The organism is Pseudomonas sp. R1-1 (assembly GCF_051132135.1).
In the GTDB taxonomy this organism is placed as follows: Bacteria; Pseudomonadota; Gammaproteobacteria; order Pseudomonadales; family Pseudomonadaceae; genus Aquipseudomonas.
Map to the genome: position 1 here is coordinate 167,883 of NZ_CP071663.1, position 21,407 is coordinate 189,289.

Below are 21,407 nucleotides of genomic sequence, written 5' to 3' on the forward strand. Positions count from 1 at the left end.
GTCCCTGGCGGCATTCCCACGCAGAGCGTGGGAACGATCTGTCTCGACATGCTGGCCTTTCATCCAATTGTCATATTTCAGCCATAGAGTGTTCACACGGCCTGCTGATACTTGGCCCCGACTTAACACACCCTATCTGCTAGGAGTAAGGCATGAAACTGAAGCGTTTGATGGCGGCAATGACTTTTGTCGCTGCTGGCGTTGCGACTGCCAACGCGGTTGCCGCTGTTGACCCTGCTATCCCGAGCTACACCAAGACCACTGGTGTGTCGGGCAACCTGTCCAGCGTCGGTTCCGATACCCTGGCCAACCTCATGACCCTGTGGGCCGAGAACTACAAAAAAGAATACCCGAACGTCAACATCCAGATTCAGGCCGCCGGTTCCTCTACCGCGCCACCTGCACTCACCGAAGGCACTGCCAACCTGGGCCCGATGAGCCGCAAGATGAAGGACAACGAGCTGCAGGCTTTCGAGCAGAAGTACGGCTACAAGCCGACTGCCATCCCGGTTGCCGTGGATGCCCTGGCCGTGTTCGTGCACAAGGACAACCCGATCAAGCACCTGACCATGGCTCAGGTCGATGCGATTTTCTCCTCGACACGCCTGTGCGGCGCCAAGGCTGACGTCAAGACCTGGGGCGACCTCGGTGTGACCGGCGACCTGGCCAACAAGCCAGTGCAACTGTTCGGCCGCAACTCGGTATCCGGCACCTACGGCTACTTCAAGGAAGAAGCCCTGTGCAAAGGCGACTACAAGCCAAACGTCAACGAACAACCAGGTTCGGCGTCGGTGGTGCAGTCGATCAGCAGCTCGCTTAACGGCGTTGGCTACTCGGGTATCGGCTACAAGACCGCCAGCGTGAAAACCGTTGCCCTGGCCAAGAAAGAAGGCGGCGAGTTCATCGAAGACACCGAAGAAAACGCCCTGAACGGCAAGTACCCGCTGTCGCGTTTCCTCTACGTATACGTCAACAAAGCCCCGAACAAGCCTCTGGCCCCGCTGGAAGCCGAGTTCGTCAAACTGGTGCTGTCGAAGCAGGGCCAGGAAGTGGTGGTGAAAGACGGCTACATCCCGCTGCCAGCCAAGGTTGCTGCCAAGGCACTGGCTGACCTGGGTCTGCAGGAAGGCGGCTCTGTCGCCAAGCAGTAACAAATCGAGCCCGGCGTAACGCCGGACTCTTTGTGGGAGCGAGCAGGCTCGCTCCCACAATTACCAAATTTTCGACTCCGCTGCCGGGCCTTCCGGGTGGCGGATTTGCTGCGTCACTGCATTGTCATCTTTCTGTCATACAGGATCGCTAGGGTGTGCGCATGAATGATCTGGCCAATTCCCCAATGACTACGACTTCCCCTCCCAAGCGCATTGATTTCAATACGCCTGAGCTGCAACGCAAGCGCCGCATTCGCGCGCTCAAGGATCGCTTCACCCGTTGGTACGTCCTCGTTGGCGGCCTCGCGGTGCTCGCGGCCATCACCCTGATCTTCTTCTTCCTCGCTTACGTCGTTGCGCCGTTGTTTCAAGGTGCCGACCTGACCGCGAAAGACTCGATCACCCCGGCCTGGATGCAGGACGCCGGCAAGCCGCTGATGATCTCGCTCGAAGAGCAGAATCAGGTGGCGATGCGCGTCTCCGACAAGGGGCAGGCGTTGTTCTTCGATATCGACAGTGGCGCTGAACTCAAGCGCGTCGATCTGCCAGTGCCGGCCGGCGCCAGCGTGACGTCCATTGGTGAAGACCAGCCGGGTCATCCGCTGGTGGCCGTGGGCCTGTCCAATGGTCAGGCGCTGGTGTTCCGTCACACCTACAAAGTCAGCTACCCCGATGGCAAGAAAACCATCACGCCGGCCATCGAGTACCCGTACGGTGAGGCGCCGATTGCGCTGAACGAAAGCGGCGGTGCGCTGGAGCATGTCAGCCTCAATGCCACCGATACGACCCTGATGCTGGTCGGCTCGACCGGTTCGCAACTCAATGTTCTGTCGCTGACCAGCGAAGAAAACCTGATGACCGGCGAAGTCACCAACGAGCAGCAGCGTATCGATCTGCCGCAGATGACCGAGCCTGTGAAAAACATCTTCGTCGACCCACGCCAGCAGTGGCTGTACGTGGTCAACGGGCGTGCCCAGGCCGACGTCTTCAGCCTGCGTGACAAGAGCCTCAACGGTCGCTACAAGCTGCTGGAAAATGCTGACGCCGAAGTCACCGCGACCACGCAACTGGTCGGTGGTATCTCGCTGATCATCGGCGACTCCAAGGGCGGTCTGGCCCAATGGTTCATGGCCCGTGACACCGATGGCGAGCAGCGCCTGAAGCAGATTCGCACGTTCCAGATGGGCAGCACGCCCATCGTTGAAATCGCTGCCGAAGAACGCCGCAAAGGCTTCCTCGCGCTCGACGCCAGCGGCAAGCTTGGGGTGTTTCACAGCACCGCGCACCGCACGCTGCTGGTCGATCAGGTTGTCGACGGCCAGGGCCTGTTCGGTCTGTCGCCGCGCGCCAACCGGGTAATCGTCGAAGCCGGCGGCAAGCTGCAACCGTTGCTGCTCGACAACCCGCACCCGGAAGTTTCGTGGAGCGCGTTGTGGAGCAAGGTCTGGTACGAGAACTACGACGAGCCTAAGTACGTCTGGCAATCGACTGCCGCCAACACCGATTTCGAGCCGAAACTGAGCCTGTCGCCACTGACCTTCGGCACCTTGAAAGCCGCGTTCTACGCGATGCTGCTGGCCGCGCCCCTGGCCGTTGCCGCAGCGATCTACACCGCGTACTTCATGGCCCCGGGCATGCGCCGCAAGGTCAAGCCGGTGATCGAACTGATGGAAGCGATGCCGACGGTGATTCTCGGTTTCTTCGCCGGTCTGTTCCTCGCGCCATATGTGGAGGGGCATCTGCCGGGCATCTTCAGCCTGCTGATGCTGTTGCCGATCGGCATCCTCGTCGCCGGTTTCACTTTCAGCCGCCTGCCTGAGTCGATCCGCCTGAAAGTCCCGGACGGCTGGGAAAGTGCACTGCTGATTCCGGTGATCCTGTTCGTGGGCTGGCTGTCGCTGTACATGAGCCCGTTCATGGAGAACTGGTTCTTCGGCGGCGACATGCGCATGTGGATCTCCCACGACCTGGGCATCACCTACGACCAGCGCAACGCACTGGTGGTCGGCCTGGCCATGGGCTTTGCGGTGATCCCGAACATCTACTCGATCGCCGAAGACGCCGTGTTCAGCGTGCCGCGCGGCCTGACCCTCGGTTCGCTGGCCCTCGGTGCTACACCGTGGCAGACCATGACCCGCGTGGTCATCCTCACCGCCAGCCCGGGGATTTTCTCGGCGCTGATGATCGGCATGGGCCGCGCCGTCGGCGAAACCATGATCGTGCTGATGGCCACTGGTAACACCCCGGTCATGGAAATGAACCTGTTCGAAGGTCTGCGCACCCTGGCCGCCAACGTTGCAGTGGAAATGCCTGAGTCGGAAGTCGGCGGCAGCCACTACCGCGTGCTGTTCCTCTCGGCGCTGGTGCTGCTGTTGTTCACCTTCGTCATGAACACCCTGGCAGAACTGATTCGTCAGCGTCTGCGCAAGAAATACTCGTCGCTTTAAGCAAAGGTAGAAGTCTGTGAAACAGAACTCCCTGAAAGGATGGTTCAAGAGCGGCGCCCCAGGCGTCTGGATCAGCGGTGGCGCGGTGTCCATCGCGGTCATCATGACCATTGGCCTGTTGGCGGTGATTGCCGTGCGCGGTCTCGGTCACTTCTGGCCGGCGGACCTGATCCACGCGCATTACGACGTACCCGGCCAGGCCAATCACCTGATCGTCGGCGAAGTGGTGCAGAAAGAAGAAGTGCCGCGTGCCCGTCTGAAGAGTGCCGGCCTGCCGGTGCCTGACGAAGGTCCGGAATTCATGACCCGCGAGCTGGTCAAGGTCGGCAACCGCGACCTGAACGGCAACGACTTCACGTGGATCGTCGGCGACTGGCTGACCAAGCAGACCACGCCGCCCGAGTTGATGGCGATCGAGCGTCGCGAGTGGGGCAATTTCTACGGCTACCTGGTCAACGTCAAACAGGACGGCAAGGTCATCGCCGAAGGCGAGGCCGCATGGCCTGAGCTGCAAGCGCGCATCGATCGGGTCAACGATCTCGCGGCTCAACTGAAGACGCTGGAAAAAACCGACATCGGCGCGATCAACGCCGGCCTCGAGCGCATCCGTCTGCACGGTCGCAAACTCGAGCTGGAAGGCAAGCTGGACGCCACCGCGCAAGCGGACATGGAATCCGAGCGCGCCGAGCTGGACGCGCGTTACAAAGACATCGAAGCACGTCTGTCCGACCTGCATGCGCAGTTCAACCGCGACGCCTTGACCGCTCGCGACGCCAACGGCAAGGAAATCGAAATCGGTCTGGGCAAAGTCGTGCATGCCTACCAGCCAAACGGCATGAGTACGTTGACCAAGGTCGGCTTCTACTTCAGCAAGATCTGGGAATTCCTCTCGGATGACCCGCGTGAAGCGAACACCGAGGGCGGGATCTTCCCGGCGATCTTCGGCACCGTGATGATGACCCTGATCATGGCGATGATCGTGACCCCGTTCGGCGTACTGGCGGCGGTGTACCTACGCGAATACGCCAAACAGAACACCCTGACCCGCGTCATTCGCATCGCGGTAAACAACCTTGCCGGTGTACCGGCGATCGTTTACGGCGTGTTCGGTCTGGGTTTCTTCGTCTACGTGCTCGGCGGTTCGGTCGACCGCTTGTTCTTCCCTGAAGCTTTGCCGGCACCGACCTTTGGTACGCCGGGTCTGCTGTGGGCCTCGCTGACGCTGGCGCTGCTGGCAGTGCCGGTGGTCATTGTTGCGACCGAGGAAGGTCTGGCGCGGATCCCGCGTACCGTGCGCGAAGGTTCGCTGGCACTGGGCGCGACCAAGGCGGAAACGCTGTGGAAGATCGTCATCCCGATGGCCAGCCCGGCAATGATGACCGGCATGATCCTCGCCGTGGCCCGTGCCGCCGGCGAAGTGGCACCGCTGATGCTGGTCGGCGTGGTGAAACTGGCGCCGTCGCTGCCGGTGGATGGCAACTACCCGTACCTGCACCTGGACCAGAAGATCATGCACCTGGGCTTCCACATTTATGACGTCGGCTTCCAGAGCCCGAACGTCGAAGCGGCCCGTCCGCTGGTGTACGCCACGGCGCTGTTGCTGGTGCTGGTGATCGCGACGTTGAACTTGTCGGCGGTGTATATCCGCAACCACCTGCGCGAAAAGTACAAAGCACTGGATAGCTGATTTCTTATGTAGGAGTGAGCCTGCTCGCGATGGCATCACCGCGGTTTCATAGACAAACCGCAGTGCCTGAATCGCCAGCAGGCTGGCTCCCACAAAAACCGAACCGAATTTGTCAGCACAGGGAGCCTCCCATGCAGCACGAAACACACAGCCACGGCATCAACATGTCTGCCCTGGGCCGAGACAAGCAGAGCCTGAACCTCGAACAGGAAACCGTGGCCATCGAAGTGCCCGGCCTGAGCCTGTACTACGGCGAGAAACAAGCGCTGTTCGACGTCAGCATGAACATTCCGAAGCAGCGCGTGACCGCGTTCATCGGCCCGTCCGGTTGCGGCAAGTCGACTTTGCTGCGCACCTTCAACCGCATGAACGATCTGGTTGACGGCTGCCGCGTTGAAGGCGCGATCAACCTGTACGGCAACAACATCTATCGCAAGGGCGAAGACGTTGCCGAGCTGCGTCGTCGCGTCGGCATGGTGTTCCAGAAGCCCAACCCGTTCCCGAAGACCATCTACGAAAACGTGGTGTACGGCCTGCGCATCCAGGGCATCAACAAGAAGCGCATCCTCGACGAAGCCGTTGAGTGGGCGTTGAAAGGCGCGGCGCTGTGGGACGAAGTCAAAGACCGTCTGCACGACTCGGCGCTTGGCCTGTCCGGTGGTCAGCAACAGCGTCTGGTGATCGCCCGTACCATCGCGGTTGAGCCGGAAGTGCTGCTGCTCGACGAACCGTGCTCGGCCCTCGACCCGATCTCGACGCTGAAAGTCGAAGAGCTGATCTACGAGCTGAAATCCAAGTTCACCATCGTTATCGTCACGCACAACATGCAGCAGGCGGCGCGGGTGTCCGACTACACGGCGTTCATGTACATGGGCAAACTGGTGGAATTTGGCGACACCGATACCCTGTTCACCAATCCGGCGAAGAAGCAGACCGAAGACTACATCACCGGTCGCTATGGCTGATCGTAGAGCTGCAAGCCGCAAGCTTTAAGCGGCAAGTAAGATGCGGTGCGATATCAGGACTTATACATAACTGCTTGAAGCTTGCAGCTTGAAGCTTGCAACTTTCGCGGAGCGAACAATGATTTCCAAAGAAGGCCTTACCCATCACATTTCCGCGCAGTTCAACGCTGAACTGGAGGAAGTGCGCAGCCACCTCCTTGCCATGGGCGGGCTGGTCGAGAAGCAGGTCAACGACGCCGTCACAGCGCTGATCGAGGCCGACTCCGGTCTGGCTCAGCAAGTGCGCGAGATCGACGACCAGATCAACCAGATGGAGCGCAACATCGACGAAGAGTGCCTGCGCATTCTCGCCCGTCGTCAGCCGGCAGCGTCGGACCTGCGTCTGATCATCAGCATCTCCAAGTCGGTGATCGACCTCGAGCGCATCGGCGACGAAGCGACCAAGATCGCCCGCCGTGCCATCCAGTTGTGCGAGGAAGGCGAAGCGCCGCGTGGTTACGTCGAGGTTCGCCACATCGGCGACCAGGTGCGCAACATGGTCCGCGATGCGCTGGACGCGTTCGCGCGTTTCGACGCCGATCTGGCGCTGTCGGTGGCGCAGTACGACAAGATCATCGACCGCGAATACAAAACCGCCCTGCGCGAGCTGGCGACCTACATGATGGAAGACCCGCGCTCTATCTCGCGGGTTCTGAGCATCATCTGGGTCCTGCGTTCGCTGGAGCGCATCGGCGACCATGCGCGCAACATCTCGGAACTGGTGATCTACCTGGTCCGCGGCACCGACGTGCGGCACATGGGCCTCAAGCGCATGAAGGAAGAAGTTGAAGGCACCAGTGCCGAAACCGCTAATGTTCCGGGCGAAACTGACGATAAGTAAGATTGCCTGAGAAAAGCGCCCGGCCCTTTGGCCGGGCGTTTTTGTTTGTGCTTTTCACAGGCGACCGAATTGAAAAGCGAATTAAAAAGCAGCACCCGCGAACGAAAAGTCCCGGCGTGACTGAAGAGTTTTGGCAATGTGCCATCAGCCAGCGTTATGCTTGCCGGGATTTTAATAGGGGTGTTGGATGAGCAAGATCAGTGTGTTGGTCGTGGACGATGCTTCGTTCATTCGTGACCTGGTGAAAAAGTGCCTGCGTAATTACTTCCCGGGGATCCGCACCGAGGACGCCGTCAACGGTAAAAAGGCCCAGGCCATGCTGGCCAGAGAAGCTTTCGACCTGGTGTTGTGCGATTGGGAAATGCCGGAAATGTCCGGCCTCGAACTGCTGACCTGGTGCCGCGAGCAGGACAATCTCAAGACCATGCCGTTCGTCATGGTGACCAGCCGGGGCGACAAGGAAAACGTTGTGCAGGCGATTCAGGCTGGCGTGTCCGGCTACGTCAGCAAGCCATTCACCAATGAACAGTTGCTGACCAAGGTCAAGCAGGCGCTGAACAAGGTCGGCAAGCTCGACACCCTGATGAACAGCGCGCCGACCAAGATGAACTCGGCGTTCGGCAACGATTCGCTGAGCGCACTGACCGGCGGCAAGCCTGCGGTGGTCGGCGCTGCCCCGGCTGCGGCGGCCAACCCGTTTGCCAAGCCTGCGGCGGCTCCGGCAGCCGCTGCTGCGCCATCGCGCGGTTTGCTCAACGCGCCGCCAGTGCAGGCACCTGCCGCGGCGAAAGCGCCGGTCGGTGGCCGCGGTCAGGGCCAGTTGCGCCTGCCGAGCGGCACCCAGCAATGCGTAATCAAGGCGCTGAGCATCAAGGAAGCGCTGCTGGTAGTGAAGCGCACCGAGACCCTGCCGCAGATCCTCGACAGCGCCGTGCTCGATCTGGAGCAGGGCGACAACGCCGAAGTCGCGCGCCTCAACGGTTACCTGCACGCCGTTGTCGCGGTCGAGCAGAAGCCAGACAGTGAATGGCTGCAACTGACCTTCCGCTTCGTCGATCAGGACGCGCAGAAGCTCGACTACATCTCGCGCCTGATTGCCCGTGGCACGGCGCAGAAGCATTTCGTGCCGGGCGCCTGATCGTCCTCGCCTGACAAGTCGCTATCGCCAGCAGGGCTGGCTCCCACATTTGCAACGCATTCCAATGTGGGAGCCAGCCTGCTGGCGATAGGGCCATCAACAGCACCATCCATCTTCTGCACTGCCTATTTGCAACATCTGTCGACTAGCCTGGTCTGCTTCACCTGCTAGGCTCATTTCCAGGCCTTCTTTCGTCAGATTCTTGCCCATGCTCGCGCGCCTGCTGTTTCTCTGTGCTGTGTTTCTGGCCTCCACCTCGGCAGTGGCCATGACCATCTATAAATCCACCGATGCCAACGGCGTGGTTTCCTACAGTGACCGGCCGAGTAAAGGCGCGCAGGTGTTCGTGTTTCAGGACCGCATGGTCGAGCGCCTGGAGCGCCAGGTGTACCTCGATATCAAAAAGCAGAAAGGCACCGACGTGGTGTTCGTGCGCAACGATCTGTATGCACCGGTCGAGATTGCCTTGGCTTTTACCGGCCTGAGCAACGTGCGCGGCGCGCCGGTGCAGACCATTCGCCGGGTGCTGCCGGCGCGCAGCAACACGCGGCTGGCGCTGCTGACGGCGATATCCGCCGGTAAGCCGCTGGTGTATTCGCCGCAGTTCCATTATTCGCTGGGCGACCCCGCTGGCGCGGCGCAGAGCTATCGCTATCCACTGCCGTGGCGTGGCGGGCCGTTCCGCCTGAGTCAGGGCGCCAACGGCCAATACAGCCACTACGGACCGAAGAATCGCTATGCCATGGACATCGCCATGCCGGTGGGCACGCCGATCATTGCCGCGCGGGCCGGGGTGGTGGTCAAGACTGAAAACTCACAGAGCGGGCGCGGCACCGATGCGTCGGGCAATTTCGTGCGGGTGCTGCACGATGACGGCACGATGGGCGTGTACCTGCATCTCAAACAAGGTTCGGTGAGCGTACGTGAGGGGCAACGGGTCAAGGTCGGCAGTCCGCTGGCGCTGTCTGGCAACACTGGCAACAGCAGCGGCCCGCACCTGCACTTCGTGGTGCAGCGCAATACCGGCGAAGGGCTGGTGTCGATTCCGTATCAGTTCAACCAGCCGCTGGGGGCTTTGCCCAACTTTGCGTTGGGCAAGCAGTGATGAGGTGACCGTGCGGGCCCCTTCGCGAGCAGGCTCGCTCCCACAGGTTCGGTGTGATTCCTGTGGGAGCGAGCCTGCTCGCGAAAGCGGCGACGCGCTCCCGGATCAGCCCATCAATCCAGCATCAACACCTTGGCCAGCACAATCTTCGGCCCTTTCATCTTCTTGATGATGATCCGCAGGCCTTCGACTTCCAGCACTTCTTCCTCTTCCGGCACGCGTTTGAGGGTTTCATAGACCAACCCGGCGAGGGTTTCCGCTTCGATGTGATCCAGATCGATACCCAGCAGGCGTTCGACCTTGAACAACGGCGTATCGCCACGAACCAGCAGCTTGCCCGGCTGGTAGGCGAGAATGCCGCGCTCAGCCTTGCGGTGTTCGTCCTGAATATCGCCGACCAGCACCTCCAGCACGTCTTCCATGGTCAGGTAGCCGATGATGTTGCCGTCAGCCTCCTCGACTACGGCGAAGTGCGAGCCGCCCTTGCGGAACTGCTCCAGCAGCTGCGACAACGGCATGTGCCGTGACACACGCTCCAGCGGACGGGTCAGCTCGGCGAGGTTGAACGACTCCGGGATGTGGTCCAGCGCCGCAAGCTCCAGCAGCAGATCTTTGATGTGCAGCAGGCCGACGAACTCCTGGCGCTCGCTGTCGTACACCGGATAACGGCTGAATTTGTGGCGACGGAACATCGCCAGGATTTCCTTCAGCGGCGCGTTGAATTCGAGGGTGATCAGGTCTTCCCGGGAGTTGGCCCAGTCGACCACTTCCAGTTCGCCCATTTCCACTGCCGAGGCCAGTACGCGCATGCCTTGGTCGCTCGGATCCTGACCGCGGCTGGAGTGCAGGATCAGTTTCAGTTCTTCGCGGCTGTAATGGTGTTCATGGTGCGGGCCGGGTTCGCCTTGCCCTGCGATACGCAGGATCGCGTTGGCGCTGGCGTTGAGCAGGTAGATCGCCGGATACATCGCCCAGTAGAACAGGTACAGCGGCACCGCGGTCCACAGCGACAGCAGTTCCGGTTTACGGATCGCCCACGACTTCGGCGCGAGTTCGCCGACCACGATATGCAGATAGGAAATGATGAAAAATGCGGTGAAAAACGAGACGCCTTTGACGATCTCCGGCGAATCGACGCCGATCGCGCTCAACAGCGGTTCAAGGATATGCGCGAACGCCGGCTCACCGACCCAGCCCAGGCCGAGGGAGGCGAGGGTGATACCCAACTGGCACGCCGAGAGATAGGCATCGAGCTGACTGTGCACGGTGCGCAGGATATGTCCGCGCCAGCCATGCTGCTCGGCGATGGCTTCGACCCGGGTCGAGCGCAGCTTGACCATGGCGAACTCCGCCGCAACGAAAAAGCCGTTGAGCAGTACCAGGATCAGAGCAAAAAGAATCATGCCGAAGTCGGCGAAAATAGTAGCGAGGGACAAGCCAGGGGAAGGGTCCATGATGGAGTTTTGCAGGTTCCGTGTGATTCGAAAGTAAGGGAAAACAGCGCCTGAAAGGCAGGCGCAAGTCAGCCAATGTAGCGGCTGACTTGGCAATTGCCTAGTGGCGTGTGCCGGGCGGCATCACTCGGCAGCGCCGATCGCCCGTGCGCTGGCCACCTGGGCCGGGGCGAAGTGGCAGGTGAACGTGCTGCCGTGGCCGGGCACGCTGCTGATCTCCATGCGCGCGCGATGGCGCAGCAACACATGTTTGACGATGGCCAGACCGAGGCCGGTGCCGCCGGTGTTGGAGTTGCGGCTGGAATCGACGCGATAGAAGCGTTCGGTCAGGCGCGGCAGGTGTTTGCTGTCGATACCAATGCCCGAATCCTGCACGCTCAGGTGCGCGCCTTGATCGTCGCCCCACCAGCGAATCCGAATGTTGCCTTCGGCCGGGGTGTACTTGACCGCGTTGAACACCAGATTGGAAAACGCACTGCGCAACTCCGCTTCGCTGCCCTTGAGCAGCACGCCGGCATTGGCTTCGAGGGTGATGTGCTGATTCTTCGCGCCAGACAATTGCTGGGCGTCGCTGGTGATCGACTGCAGCAGTGCATCGATCTGCACCGGCTGGTTGTCCGACGGGTAATCGGTGGCTTCGAGCTTGGCCAGCAGCAGCAAGTCGTTGAGCAGCGTCTGCATGCGCCCGCCCTGTTGTTGCATCTGCTGCAAAGCCCGGCTCCAGCGCGGGTTCACTTCTTCGACGTTATCGAGCAGGGTTTCCAGATAGCCGCAGATCACCGTCAGCGGTGTGCGCAGTTCGTGGGAAACGTTGGCGATGAAGTCTTTGCGCATCTGCTCCAGTTGATGGATGCGCGTGACATCGCGCACCAGCATCAGGTGCTCGTTGTTGCCGTAGCGGGTCAGGTACAGCTGAATGCGCACGCGATCGTTGGTCGGCGAAGGGATTTCCAGCGGCTCGGCGAAGTTGTCCTGCTCGAAATATTCCTTGAAGCGCGGATGCCGCACCAGGTTGGTCACCGGTTGGCCGCTGTCTTGTGGGGTCTTGAGGCCGAGCAGGGTTTCGGCGGCGCGGTTCCACCACTCCAGGTTGCCGTCGCTGTCGAGCATGATCACTGCGTCTTTCAGCGCCGCGGTGGATTCCTGCACCCGGTCGATCACCGCTTGCAGCCGCCCGCGCACCCGTTGGTCGCGGCGTTGCAGGTGGTAGATGCTGTCGAACACTTCGCCCCACAGGCCATAGCCATCGGGCGGCGCTTCATCGGGCTGGTGCTGACGCAGCCATTCGTGCAGACGCAGCAATTGCTTGAGCGTCCAGGCCAGATACAGGCCCAGGCCCACCGCAAGGCTCCAGCCGTAATAGCCGCTGATCAGCCCGATCACCAGACACGCGGTGACCAGTAGCAGCATGTGGCGAATCAGGGTGCCATGCCAGTTTTGATTCACAAGGGCGTCCTTAGCCGCAGCGTCAAGTTTCAAGCTGCAAGCTAAAGCGGATCTGCTTTCACTTGCCGCTTGTAGCTAAAAACTTGCAGCCGCTTTTTTATGCTTTTGTGGAGAAGCGGTAGCCCGTACCGCGCACGGTTTGTACCAGATTTTCGTAAGCATCGCCGAGGGCCTTGCGCAGGCGGCGAATGTGCACGTCGACGGTGCGCTCTTCGACATAGACGTTGCCGCCCCAGACCTGATCCAGCAATTGGCCGCGGGTGTAGGCGCGTTCCTGGTGGGTCATGAAGAATTGCAGCAGGCGATATTCGGTCGGGCCCATCTCGGCCGGTTTGCCGTCGATGGTCACGCGGTGGCTGATCGGGTCGAGCAGCAGGCCACCGACTTCGATCGGCGCTTCGCCGTCGGTCGGGCCGGCGCGGCGCAGCACCGCCTTGAGGCGAGCGACCAGTTCACGCGGGGAAAACGGTTTGGTGATGTAGTCGTCGGCGCCGACTTCCAGGCCCTGGATCTTGTTGTCCTCTTCGCCCTTGGCGGTGAGCATGATGATCGGGATGTCGCCGGTCAGCTCGTCACGCTTGAGGCGCCGGGCCAGTTCGATGCCGGACGTGCCGGGCAGCATCCAGTCGAGCAGGATCAGGTCCGGTTTGCGGTCGACGATGATGGCGTGGGCCTGCTGCGAGTTCTCTGCCTCGAGGCAGTCATAGCCGGCCATTTCCAACGCCACGGCGATCATTTCGCGAATGGGCGCTTCGTCGTCGACGATCAGAATGCTCCTGCCAACCATGCCTTAATCCTCTTGTCATTTAACTGTCTTGCGCCGCATTAGATAACGGAATTATTGCAGTCGTGTGACAGTATTTCTGCCCGCCCACAAGTTTGACCATCCTGGACTAAGCTCTAAGTCCGAATCCTGACAACCACAAAAGAAGGTTTCCATGACTCAGATGACTGCTTCTTTCAAAGCCCTGCTGATGGCCGCGGCCCTGGCTCTGCCTGGCCTGGCGATGGCTGCCGATCCGGCGATGGAGAAGGACGGCATGTTCACCGATCACAAAGGCATGACCCTGTACACCTTCGCCAAGGACTCCGCCGGCAAGTCAGCTTGCAATGACAAATGCGCAGCGAACTGGCCGCCATTGATGGCGCAGGCGGGTGACAAGTCGATGGGCGACTGGACGGTAGTCAAGCGTGACGACGGCTCGATGCAGTGGGCTTACCAGGGCATGCCGCTGTACACCTTCGTGATGGACAAGAAGGCCGGCGACATGACTGGCGAAGGCAAGATGGACGGCGCCTGGAAAGTCGCCAAAGCCAAATAGACGCCGTCCCCTGTAGGAGTGAGCCTGCTCGCGATAGCGGTCTGTCAGCTGCATTTTTCGTCAACTGACACACCGCTATCGCGAGCAGGCTCACTCCTACACTGATTTGCGTTTAGCGTAGTGCGTAATCCACGACGATCCCGACAAAAATCGCCAACCCGGCCCAGTGATTGTGCAAAAACGCCTTGAAGCAACGCAGGCGGTCGCGATCCCGGGTGTACCAGAACTCCCACGCATAACAGCCAGCCGCCACCAGCAAGCCCAGGTTGAACCATATACCGAGTTCGAATTTCGAACCCGCCAGCAACAGGCAGCCCAACGACAACACCTGCAGGCCGAGGATGATCACCCGGTCCGCCTCGCCAAACAGGATCGCCGTGGATTTCACCCCGATCTTCAGGTCGTCATCGCGGTCGGTCATTGCGTAATAGGTGTCATAACCCACCGTCCACAGCAGGTTGGCAATCCACAGCAGCCACGCCGCTGCGGGCAACTCGCCAGTCTCGGCAGTGAATGCCATCGGCATGCCCCACGAAAACGCAGCACCCAGCACCACTTGCGGGTAATAGGTGTAGCGCTTCATGAACGGATAGGTACAGGCCAGCGCCAGACCACCCAGTGATAGCCAGATGGTCGGCGCGTTGGTGCACAGCACCAGCAGAAAACTGATGCCCATCAGCACGGCAAAGAATACCAGCGCTTCTTTCGAACTGATCTTGCCGCTGGCCAAGGGGCGCTGCGCGGTGCGTTTGACATGGCCGTCGACCTTGCGATCGGCCCAGTCGTTGATCACGCAACCGCCGGCGCGGGTCAGCACCACTCCGAGGACAAAAATCACTACGTTAGCCAATGACGGCGAGCCCTTGCCGGCAATCCACAGCGCCCACAACGTTGGCCACAACAACAGATAGATGCCGATCGGCTTGTCCATGCGCGTCAACTGAATGAAATCCCAGGCGCGCGGGGTCAAGCGGTTCAGGGACTTGAGCAGGCTCTGATACATCAGCAGTTCTCCGGATGGGCACGGGCGGTGCGCCACAGGCTCGGCAGGAAGATTTCCGCAACCAGCACGCTCAGCGCGCCACGGTCGAAACGCGAGCGCCGTCCCCACAGTTCAGGCGCTCTGACATCTATTGGCAGCCAGTCTTCAGGGTAGTGGCAAACTTCGAGGGCGCGGCGCTGAAACGCCTGGTCGCAAAACAGCAGTTCACCCAGCGAGCGGCTGCCGAGTTCGTCCATGTGCAAGCCGTCACCCTGCAATGCCGCACGCGAGGCGACGCTACGGGCGAACACCCAGGCCTCGCCGTGGCCACGCAGATACACCTCGCGCACCCAGCCTTCGCTGTCTTCGGCCAGCTCCAGCGCCGCGCATTCGTCGCTGCGCAGGGTGGCCCAGCCTTCGAACAATGGCGTCACGCTGAAGCCATCGCAGGACAGCCGCGTCAGACGGCGGGTCAGCGAACCTTCGTCGAACAACCAGTCCAGAGTCAACGGATCGGGGCGGGGTGACAGTCGGCTTTGGGGCAGCCAGAGCGGGGCGGGGCAGGCATTTGAATGTTGCACAATGAGTCATTATTGGCCGCAAATGAGGCGGCGAGCTTACCATGGCGGGCGGCGAGATTGATCGATCCGGGCTGCCGTTGCGCCGAACAGGCTTGCATCTGCCCGGCACCCTCAGTACAAAACGCCCTGAGCCGGATGGCAGCGCAACACCCATCGACCGTCCGCGCCAGCAATCGCCTGAACCTTGAGGAAGTATCCGAATGAAAAAGTGGCAATGCATCGTCTGTGGCCTGATCTACAACGAAGCCGACGGCTGGCCGGATGACGGCATTGCGCCGGGCACCCGCTGGGAAGACGTGCCGGCAGACTGGCTGTGCCCGGACTGCGGCGTCGGCAAGATGGACTTCGAAATGATCGAAATCAACTAAGCGAAATCAAGGAGTTAGGCATGAGCGCACCTGTCGTCATCATCGGCACTGGCCTGGCGGGCTACAACCTGGCCCGCGAGTTTCGCAAGCTCGACAGCGAAACCCCGCTGCTGCTGATCACCGCCGATGACGGCCGCTCGTACTCCAAGCCGATGCTCTCCACCGGTTTCGGCAAGAACAAGGATGCCGACGGCCTGAGCATGGCCGAGCCGGGCGCCATGGCCGAGCAGTTGAAGGCCGAGGTGCGCACCCACACGCGCATCAGCGGCATCGATGCCGGCCACAAACGTCTGTGGATCGGTGAAGAGGCGGTGTATTACCGCGACCTGATTCTCGCCTGGGGCGCGGAAACCGTGCGCGTGCCGATCGAAGGCGATGCTGCCGATCTGGTATTCCCGATCAACGATCTGGAAGACTACGCACGGTTTCGTGCCGCTGCGGCCGGCAAGCGGCGCGTGCTGTTGCTCGGCGCCGGCCTGATCGGTTGCGAGTTCGCCAACGACTTGATCCTCGGCGGCTACGAAGTGCAACTGGTCGCACCGTGCGAGCAGGTCATGCCGACCCTGTTGCACCCGGCCGCTGCGGCCGCCGTGCAGGCCGGGCTGGAAAGTCTCGGCGCAAAATTCCACCTCGGTCCGGTGCTGACCCATCTGCAGAAAGTTGCCGATGGCCTCGAAGCGCACCTGTCCGACGGCCAGGTCATCGCCTGCGACGTGGTGGTCTCGGCGATTGGCCTGCGCCCGCGCATCGATCTGGCAGCGGCGGCGGGGCTCCAGGTCAATCGCGGCGTCATGGTTGATCGGCAGCTTAAAACGTCCCACGCCAATATTTACGCCCTGGGCGATTGCGCCGAGGTCGACGGGCTGAATCTGTTGTACGTCATGCCCCTCATGAGCTGCGCGCGAGCGCTGGCTCAGACCCTGGCAGGAAACCCGACGACGGTCAGCTACGGCCCGATGCCGATCACCGTGAAAACCCCAGTGTGCCCGCTGGTGGTCTCGCCGCCGCCGCGTGGCAGCGAAGGCGTCTGGACGGTGGAGGGGCAGGGCGCCGACATCAAGGCGCTGTGCCGCAGTGCCGACGGTCAGTTGCTCGGTTATGCGCTGACCGGTGCTGCGGTCATGGAAAAACTTGCCCTTAACAAACAGCTTCCGGCCCTGCTGGCGTAAATGCCGGTCGTTCTGTCGTAAACACCCCGCTTTTGCCCCGACAAAGGTCGCGGGGAGACTGGCGTCGCCCGTATCCGCGTGCCATTCTCACTCCCGTCTGCCGCAGAGTAGAGCCTGCGGCGCCTTGGGCGCTGTTCCAACGAGAACAGCACGGACATAACAACAAAAAACCGTCAAAGGGGCTTCACTAATGCGTAAACCAGAACTCGCCGCCGCCATCGCGGAAAAAGCGGACCTGACCAAAGAACAGGCCAATCGCGTCCTCAACGCCGTCCTCGAAGAAATCACCGGCGCCCTGCACCGCAAGGACAGCGTGACGCTGGTCGGCTTCGGCACCTTCCTGCAACGCCACCGCGGCGCCCGCACCGGCAAAAACCCGCAAACCGGCGAACCGGTGAAGATCAAGGCCAGCAACACCGTTGCGTTCAAGCCAGGCAAATCGTTGAAAGACAGCGTTAATCCGTAATTGCGGCGAACCTCCTGAATAACGGGAGAACCGCTGAGAAAAATGGGCATTTCGATTGCGGTCGAATGCCCATTTTTTATGTCCGCCAATTAGTGGACCACGCGCGCTAATGCAAAGGCATTAATAAGGGCTTTTGATTAGCGCGGCGGCTTTGCATACCTTCGGGCGATTAATAATTTTTCATAAATGCTATCAATATGATGGCACCTTTAATGTTGTTTTGTTGTCGCGCAGTGATGCGTTGAAACAATACCGAAGTCTTTCGGAATCATCCTACATCCGAATTTTTCAAAAGCGGTCATGCTCCGAGCCTTCTTCGTCAGCACACATACGGGCGTTGCGGGGTTTTGGAACGAGCGCTCTGGATCGAGGGTTTCAGGCGTATCTCGCGCGAATGCACAGGCGAAGGGGGTATCAGGGATACCCTGACAGGATATAAGGAAACCTCCTACAACAAACAAAGAACACTTCGTCTTGTTGTTTAATCAGATGCTTGCTAGTGGCCATCATTGTGATTACGATGCGCCCACTTGAAAGAGCACATCTCAATTGGATGAGTCGCTGAACTGCTCTTCGATACTGTCCCGCGTGGCTGACACTCTATTCGCCCGCACGACTGTAATCCTTAATAAAGGCCATGGATGTCCTACTCAAGCAAACTTTCCGCCCATTACCTCGAACTCGCAAAAGTCTCTGTTTCCAAAGAGAATTTCGCGGGCGAAGACGTTCGTTTCTCGAGCGAATTCGAGGCGCTGGAAAGCGAGCTGGCCAAAGCCTCGTCGATGCACGAAAGCGGGCAGATCGACTGGTTGAAAATCCGCGAAAACAGCGAAAACCTGCTGCGTACCCAATCCAAGGATTTGCGTGTCGGCGCCTGGCTGACCTGGTCGTTGTACCAGCGCGAATCCTTCCCCGGGCTGCTCGCCGGCCTCGGTCTGCTGCACCATTTGTCGGAAAACAACTGGGCCGACGTTCACCCGCTCAAACCGCGCACCCGTGCCGCCGCGATTGGCTGGCTGGTGCCGCGTCTCGAGCAGGTCATTACCGAAAACATTGCGATCAAAGAACAGTTGCCGATGTTCCGGCAGCTCTCCGAGCACCTGTCCGGTCTCGAAGCCGCGTGCACTGAACATCTGGGCGATGACGCGCCACTTCTGCTGCCGATCTCCCGTCGCCTGAAAACCATGATCCAGCGCGCTGCCGACAATCAGCCGGCACCCGGCGTGGTCGGCGCGGCGGTGGCGCAGGTCAAGCAGGCCGCAACCCAGTTGCTCACGCCCGGCGCGCCGATCGACAACGAACGTGATGCGCACAAAGCCCTGCGTGCCCAGCAGGAAAGTGCCCGGCCGTTGTGTGCCTGGTGGCTGAAACAGAAAGCCACCGACCTGCGCGCCCTGCGCCTCAATCGTACATTGCTGTGGATGACCATCGACGCGGTACCCGAGCGCAACGCCGAGCAGATCACCGTGTTGCGCGGCCTGCCGCTGGAAAAGCTCAAGCTCTATCAGGACCGTTTCGATCAGGGCAAATACGCCGACCTGCTGGTGGAACTGGAGGCGAGCCTGGCGAAGGCGCCGTTCTGGTTCGATGGCCAGAGGATGGTCTGGGAATGTCTCCAGAACCTCAACGCCGAATTGGCCATGCGCGAAGTGGAAATCCACTTCGCGCTTTTGGTTCAGCGCCTGCCCGGCATTGTCGAGTTGCGCTTCCATGACGGCGCGCCGTTCGCCGATCCGTCTACTCGGGCGTGGATCGCCGCCAACGTCATGCCGCACCTGCAAAGCGCCAGTGCGCCGCGCAAGGTCGAGAGCGAAAACGTCGAAACCCAGCCCGCCTGGGAAAAGGCCCTCGAAGACGTCTTGCCACTGCTGCGCAAGGAAGGCCTCAAGCCGGCCGTACAGACCCTCAAGCAGGGTCTGCAATCGGCCCACGGCGGGCGCGAACGGTTTTTCTGGCAGTTCGCCCTCGCGCGGCTGTGCTTCATGGCCAAGAAATACGAACTGGCCAAGAACCAGCTCGAAACCCTCGATCAGACATTACAGGACTCAGGCCTGCACGCCTGGGAGCCCGATCTTGCATTGGAAGTGCTGCACCTGCTGCACAGTTGCTGCGAGTTGTTGCCGCAGAACCATGCCGTACGTGAACGCAAGGAAGAGATTTATCGCAGGCTGTGCCACCTCGACCTCGAAGTGGTACTCGAATAGGCCCCAGGGCCACAACCGCAAGGAGAAAAGCCATGGCCAAAGAAGGCTCGGTAGCCCCCAAGGAACGCATCAACGTCACCTTCAAACCCGCCACCGGCGGTGCTCAGGAAGAGATTGAACTGCCGCTGAAACTGCTGGCAATCGGTGACTACACCCACCGCAAGGACGATCGCAAAATCGAAGATCGCAAGCCGATCAGCATCGACAAGATGACCTTCGATGAAGTGTTGGCCAAGCAAGAACTGGGTCTGACGCTGAGCGTGCCGAACCGTCTGCAGGAAGATGGCGAGGCCGACGAGCTGGCTGTGCAACTGCGCGTCAATTCGATGAAGGACTTCAACCCGGCCAGCCTGGTCGAGCAAGTGCCTGAGCTGAAAAAACTGATGGAACTGCGCGATGCGCTGGTGGCCCTCAAAGGCCCGCTGGGTAACGCGCCTGCGTTCCGTAAAGCGATCGAAGGCGTGCTCGCCGACGACGAATCCCGTGGTCGCGTACTCGGTGAGCTGGGCCTGAACGCCGCAGCCCCGGACGCCTGAGACTCTTGCCAAGGAAGCCAACATAATGAGCACTAGCGCAGCACAAGAGAAGAGCGCCGCCAGCGGCGAATACAGCATTCTCGACAGCATCATCGCCGAAACCCGTCTGACTCCGGACGACGAAGCCTATGACATCGCCAAGCGCGGCGTGTCGGCCTTCATCGAAGAACTGCTCAAGCCGCAGAACAACGGTGAGCCGGTCAAAAAGGCCATGGTTGACCGCATGATCGCCGAGATCGATGCCAAGCTCAGCCGTCAGATGGACGAAATCCTCCACCACCCGGACTTCCAGGCGCTGGAATCGTCGTGGCGTGGCCTGCAGTTGCTGGTCGACCGCACCAACTTCCGCGAAAACATCAAGATCGAAATCCTCAACGTCTCCAAAGAAGACCTGCTGGACGATTTCGAAGATTCGCCGGAAGTCATGCAGTCGGGCCTGTACAAGCACATCTACACCGCTGAATACGGCCAGTTCGGTGGTCAGCCGGTGGGCGCGATCATCGCTAACTACTACATGTCGCCAAGCTCGCCAGACGTCAAGCTGATGCAGTACGTGGCCAGCGTTTCGTGCATGTCCCACGCGCCGTTCATCGCTGCTGCCGGCCCGAAATTCTTCGGCCTGGAAAGCTTTACCGGCCTGCCGGATCTGAAAGATCTGAAAGACCACTTCGAAGGCCCGCAATTCGCCAAATGGCAGAGCTTCCGTACTTCGGAAGACTCCCGCTACGTTGGCCTGACCGTGCCGCGTTTCCTGCTGCGCAACCCGTACGATCCGGAAGAGAACCCGGTCAAATCGTTCGTCTACAAGGAAACCGTTGCCAACAGCCACGAGCATTACCTGTGGGGCAACACCGCGTACGCGTTCGGCACCAAGCTGACCGACAGCTTCGCCAAATTCCGCTGGTGCCCGAACATCATCGGCCCGCAGAGCGGTGGCGCGGTTGAAGACCTGCCGTTGCACCATTTCGAAAGCATGGGCGAAATCGAAACCAAGATTCCTACCGAAGTATTGGTTTCCGACCGTCGTGAATACGAACTGGCCGAGGAAGGCTTCATTTCCCTGACCATGCGCAAAGGCTCCGACAACGCGGCGTTCTTCTCCGCAAGCTCGGTGCAGAAGCCGAAGTTCTTCGGCATCAGCGCAGAAGGCAAGGCGGCAGAGCTGAACTACAAGCTCGGCACCCAACTGCCGTACATGATGATCGTCAACCGCTTGGCTCACTACCTGAAAGTGCTGCAGCGCGAGCAACTCGGTTCGTGGAAAGAACGTACCGACCTCGAGCTGGAACTGAACAAGTGGATCCGTCAGTACGTTGCCGACCAGGAAAACCCGAGCGCCGAAGTGCGTGGCCGTCGTCCGCTGCGCGCTGCGCAAGTGATCGTCAGCGACGTTGAAGGCGAGCCGGGCTGGTACCGCGTGAGCTTGAACGTGCGTCCGCACTTCAAGTACATGGGTGCCGATTTCACCCTGTCGCTGGTTGGCAAGCTGGACAAAGAGTAAGAGCG

At 60.5% G+C, this 21,407-nt stretch carries 19 protein-coding genes; 14 read left to right on the top strand and 5 right to left on the bottom strand.

Annotated features, from left to right (window positions below; all coding sequences use genetic code 11):
- Nucleotides 1-152: 152 nt before the first annotated feature.
- The 7 genes from J3P75_RS00740 (at nt 153) to J3P75_RS00770 (ending at nt 9,373) form a co-directional block, all read left to right on the top strand.
- Nucleotides 153-1,151, top strand: a complete 999-nt coding sequence (locus tag J3P75_RS00740) for a phosphate ABC transporter substrate-binding protein PstS (RefSeq protein ID WP_090287642.1) — start codon at nt 153-155, stop codon at nt 1,149-1,151.
- A 413-nt stretch (nt 1,152-1,564) separates the two neighbouring features.
- A complete protein-coding gene (locus tag J3P75_RS00745; RefSeq protein ID WP_434711392.1) occupies nt 1,565-3,598 on the top strand; it encodes an ABC transporter permease subunit in 2,034 nt (677 codons plus the stop codon).
- A 16-nt stretch (nt 3,599-3,614) separates the two neighbouring features.
- A complete protein-coding gene (gene pstA, locus J3P75_RS00750; RefSeq protein ID WP_203420046.1) occupies nt 3,615-5,285 on the top strand; it encodes a phosphate ABC transporter permease PstA in 1,671 nt (556 codons plus the stop codon).
- 131 nt (nt 5,286-5,416) lie between these two features.
- Nucleotides 5,417-6,250: a phosphate ABC transporter ATP-binding protein PstB gene (gene pstB, locus J3P75_RS00755; RefSeq protein ID WP_090287634.1), complete on the top strand. Its 834-nt coding sequence runs from the start codon at nt 5,417-5,419 to the stop codon at nt 6,248-6,250.
- 118 nt (nt 6,251-6,368) lie between these two features.
- The gene (gene phoU / locus J3P75_RS00760; RefSeq protein WP_203420045.1) at nt 6,369-7,130 is read left to right on the top strand and encodes a phosphate signaling complex protein PhoU; all 762 of its coding nucleotides are present in this window, start codon (nt 6,369-6,371) and stop codon (nt 7,128-7,130) included.
- Nucleotides 7,131-7,317: 187 nt separating this feature from the next.
- The gene (locus J3P75_RS00765; RefSeq protein WP_434708991.1) at nt 7,318-8,268 is read left to right on the top strand and encodes a response regulator; all 951 of its coding nucleotides are present in this window, start codon (nt 7,318-7,320) and stop codon (nt 8,266-8,268) included.
- 208 nt (nt 8,269-8,476) lie between these two features.
- Nucleotides 8,477-9,373 (top strand): peptidoglycan DD-metalloendopeptidase family protein, encoded by an 897-nt coding sequence (locus tag J3P75_RS00770; RefSeq protein ID WP_434708993.1) that lies wholly within the window; start codon nt 8,477-8,479, stop codon nt 9,371-9,373.
- Nucleotides 9,374-9,486: 113 nt separating this feature from the next.
- Here J3P75_RS00770 and J3P75_RS00775 read toward each other — a convergent pair whose 3' ends face one another.
- The 3 genes from J3P75_RS00775 to phoB form a co-directional block, all read right to left on the bottom strand.
- Nucleotides 9,487-10,827 carry a hemolysin family protein gene (locus J3P75_RS00775; RefSeq protein WP_090287628.1) on the bottom strand — a complete coding sequence of 447 codons (1,341 nt, stop codon included), beginning with the start codon at nt 10,825-10,827 and terminating at the stop codon, nt 9,487-9,489.
- A gap of 123 nt (nt 10,828-10,950) precedes the next feature.
- Complete coding sequence (phoR, locus tag J3P75_RS00780) at nt 10,951-12,237, bottom strand: phosphate regulon sensor histidine kinase PhoR (protein ID WP_434711394.1); 1,287 nt, start codon at nt 12,235-12,237, stop codon at nt 10,951-10,953.
- Nucleotides 12,238-12,370: 133 nt separating this feature from the next.
- Nucleotides 12,371-13,060 carry a phosphate regulon transcriptional regulator PhoB gene (gene phoB, locus J3P75_RS00785; protein WP_007896474.1) on the bottom strand — a complete coding sequence of 230 codons (690 nt, stop codon included), beginning with the start codon at nt 13,058-13,060 and terminating at the stop codon, nt 12,371-12,373.
- A 151-nt stretch (nt 13,061-13,211) separates the two neighbouring features.
- Between phoB and J3P75_RS00790 the strand changes: the two genes are divergently transcribed.
- Nucleotides 13,212-13,595, top strand: coding sequence for a COG4315 family predicted lipoprotein (locus J3P75_RS00790; RefSeq protein ID WP_206414438.1), 384 nt, complete (start codon nt 13,212-13,214; stop codon nt 13,593-13,595).
- 112 nt (nt 13,596-13,707) lie between these two features.
- Here J3P75_RS00790 and ubiA read toward each other — a convergent pair whose 3' ends face one another.
- Together ubiA and J3P75_RS00800 are read right to left on the bottom strand one after the other, a co-directional pair.
- Nucleotides 13,708-14,598 (bottom strand): 4-hydroxybenzoate octaprenyltransferase, encoded by an 891-nt coding sequence (ubiA, locus tag J3P75_RS00795; protein ID WP_434708994.1) that lies wholly within the window; start codon nt 14,596-14,598, stop codon nt 13,708-13,710.
- Nucleotides 14,598-15,158: a chorismate--pyruvate lyase family protein gene (locus tag J3P75_RS00800; RefSeq protein ID WP_434708995.1), complete on the bottom strand. Its 561-nt coding sequence runs from the start codon at nt 15,156-15,158 to the stop codon at nt 14,598-14,600. The genes ubiA and J3P75_RS00800 overlap by 1 nt, the downstream gene beginning before the upstream one ends.
- Nucleotides 15,159-15,358: 200 nt before the next feature.
- Between J3P75_RS00800 and J3P75_RS00805 the strand changes: the two genes are divergently transcribed.
- The 6 genes from J3P75_RS00805 to tssC all read left to right on the top strand — a co-directional run bounded on the left by J3P75_RS00805 (nt 15,359) and on the right by tssC (nt 21,402).
- Complete coding sequence (locus tag J3P75_RS00805; RefSeq protein WP_003177199.1) at nt 15,359-15,526, top strand: rubredoxin; 168 nt, start codon at nt 15,359-15,361, stop codon at nt 15,524-15,526.
- A gap of 20 nt (nt 15,527-15,546) precedes the next feature.
- Nucleotides 15,547-16,695, top strand: a complete 1,149-nt coding sequence (locus J3P75_RS00810) for an NAD(P)/FAD-dependent oxidoreductase (protein ID WP_434708997.1) — start codon at nt 15,547-15,549, stop codon at nt 16,693-16,695.
- Nucleotides 16,696-16,885: 190 nt separating this feature from the next.
- The gene (locus J3P75_RS00815) at nt 16,886-17,161 is read left to right on the top strand and encodes an HU family DNA-binding protein (protein WP_003213368.1); all 276 of its coding nucleotides are present in this window, start codon (nt 16,886-16,888) and stop codon (nt 17,159-17,161) included.
- A gap of 641 nt (nt 17,162-17,802) precedes the next feature.
- Nucleotides 17,803-19,365, top strand: a complete 1,563-nt coding sequence (gene tssA / locus J3P75_RS00820) for a type VI secretion system protein TssA (protein ID WP_434708998.1) — start codon at nt 17,803-17,805, stop codon at nt 19,363-19,365.
- Between the two features lie 32 nt (nt 19,366-19,397).
- Nucleotides 19,398-19,901, top strand: coding sequence for a type VI secretion system contractile sheath small subunit (gene tssB, locus J3P75_RS00825; RefSeq protein ID WP_003229587.1), 504 nt, complete (start codon nt 19,398-19,400; stop codon nt 19,899-19,901).
- Between the two features lie 25 nt (nt 19,902-19,926).
- Nucleotides 19,927-21,402: a type VI secretion system contractile sheath large subunit gene (gene tssC, locus J3P75_RS00830; RefSeq protein WP_016772499.1), complete on the top strand. Its 1,476-nt coding sequence runs from the start codon at nt 19,927-19,929 to the stop codon at nt 21,400-21,402.
- The last annotated feature ends 5 nt before the right edge of the window (nt 21,403-21,407 follow it).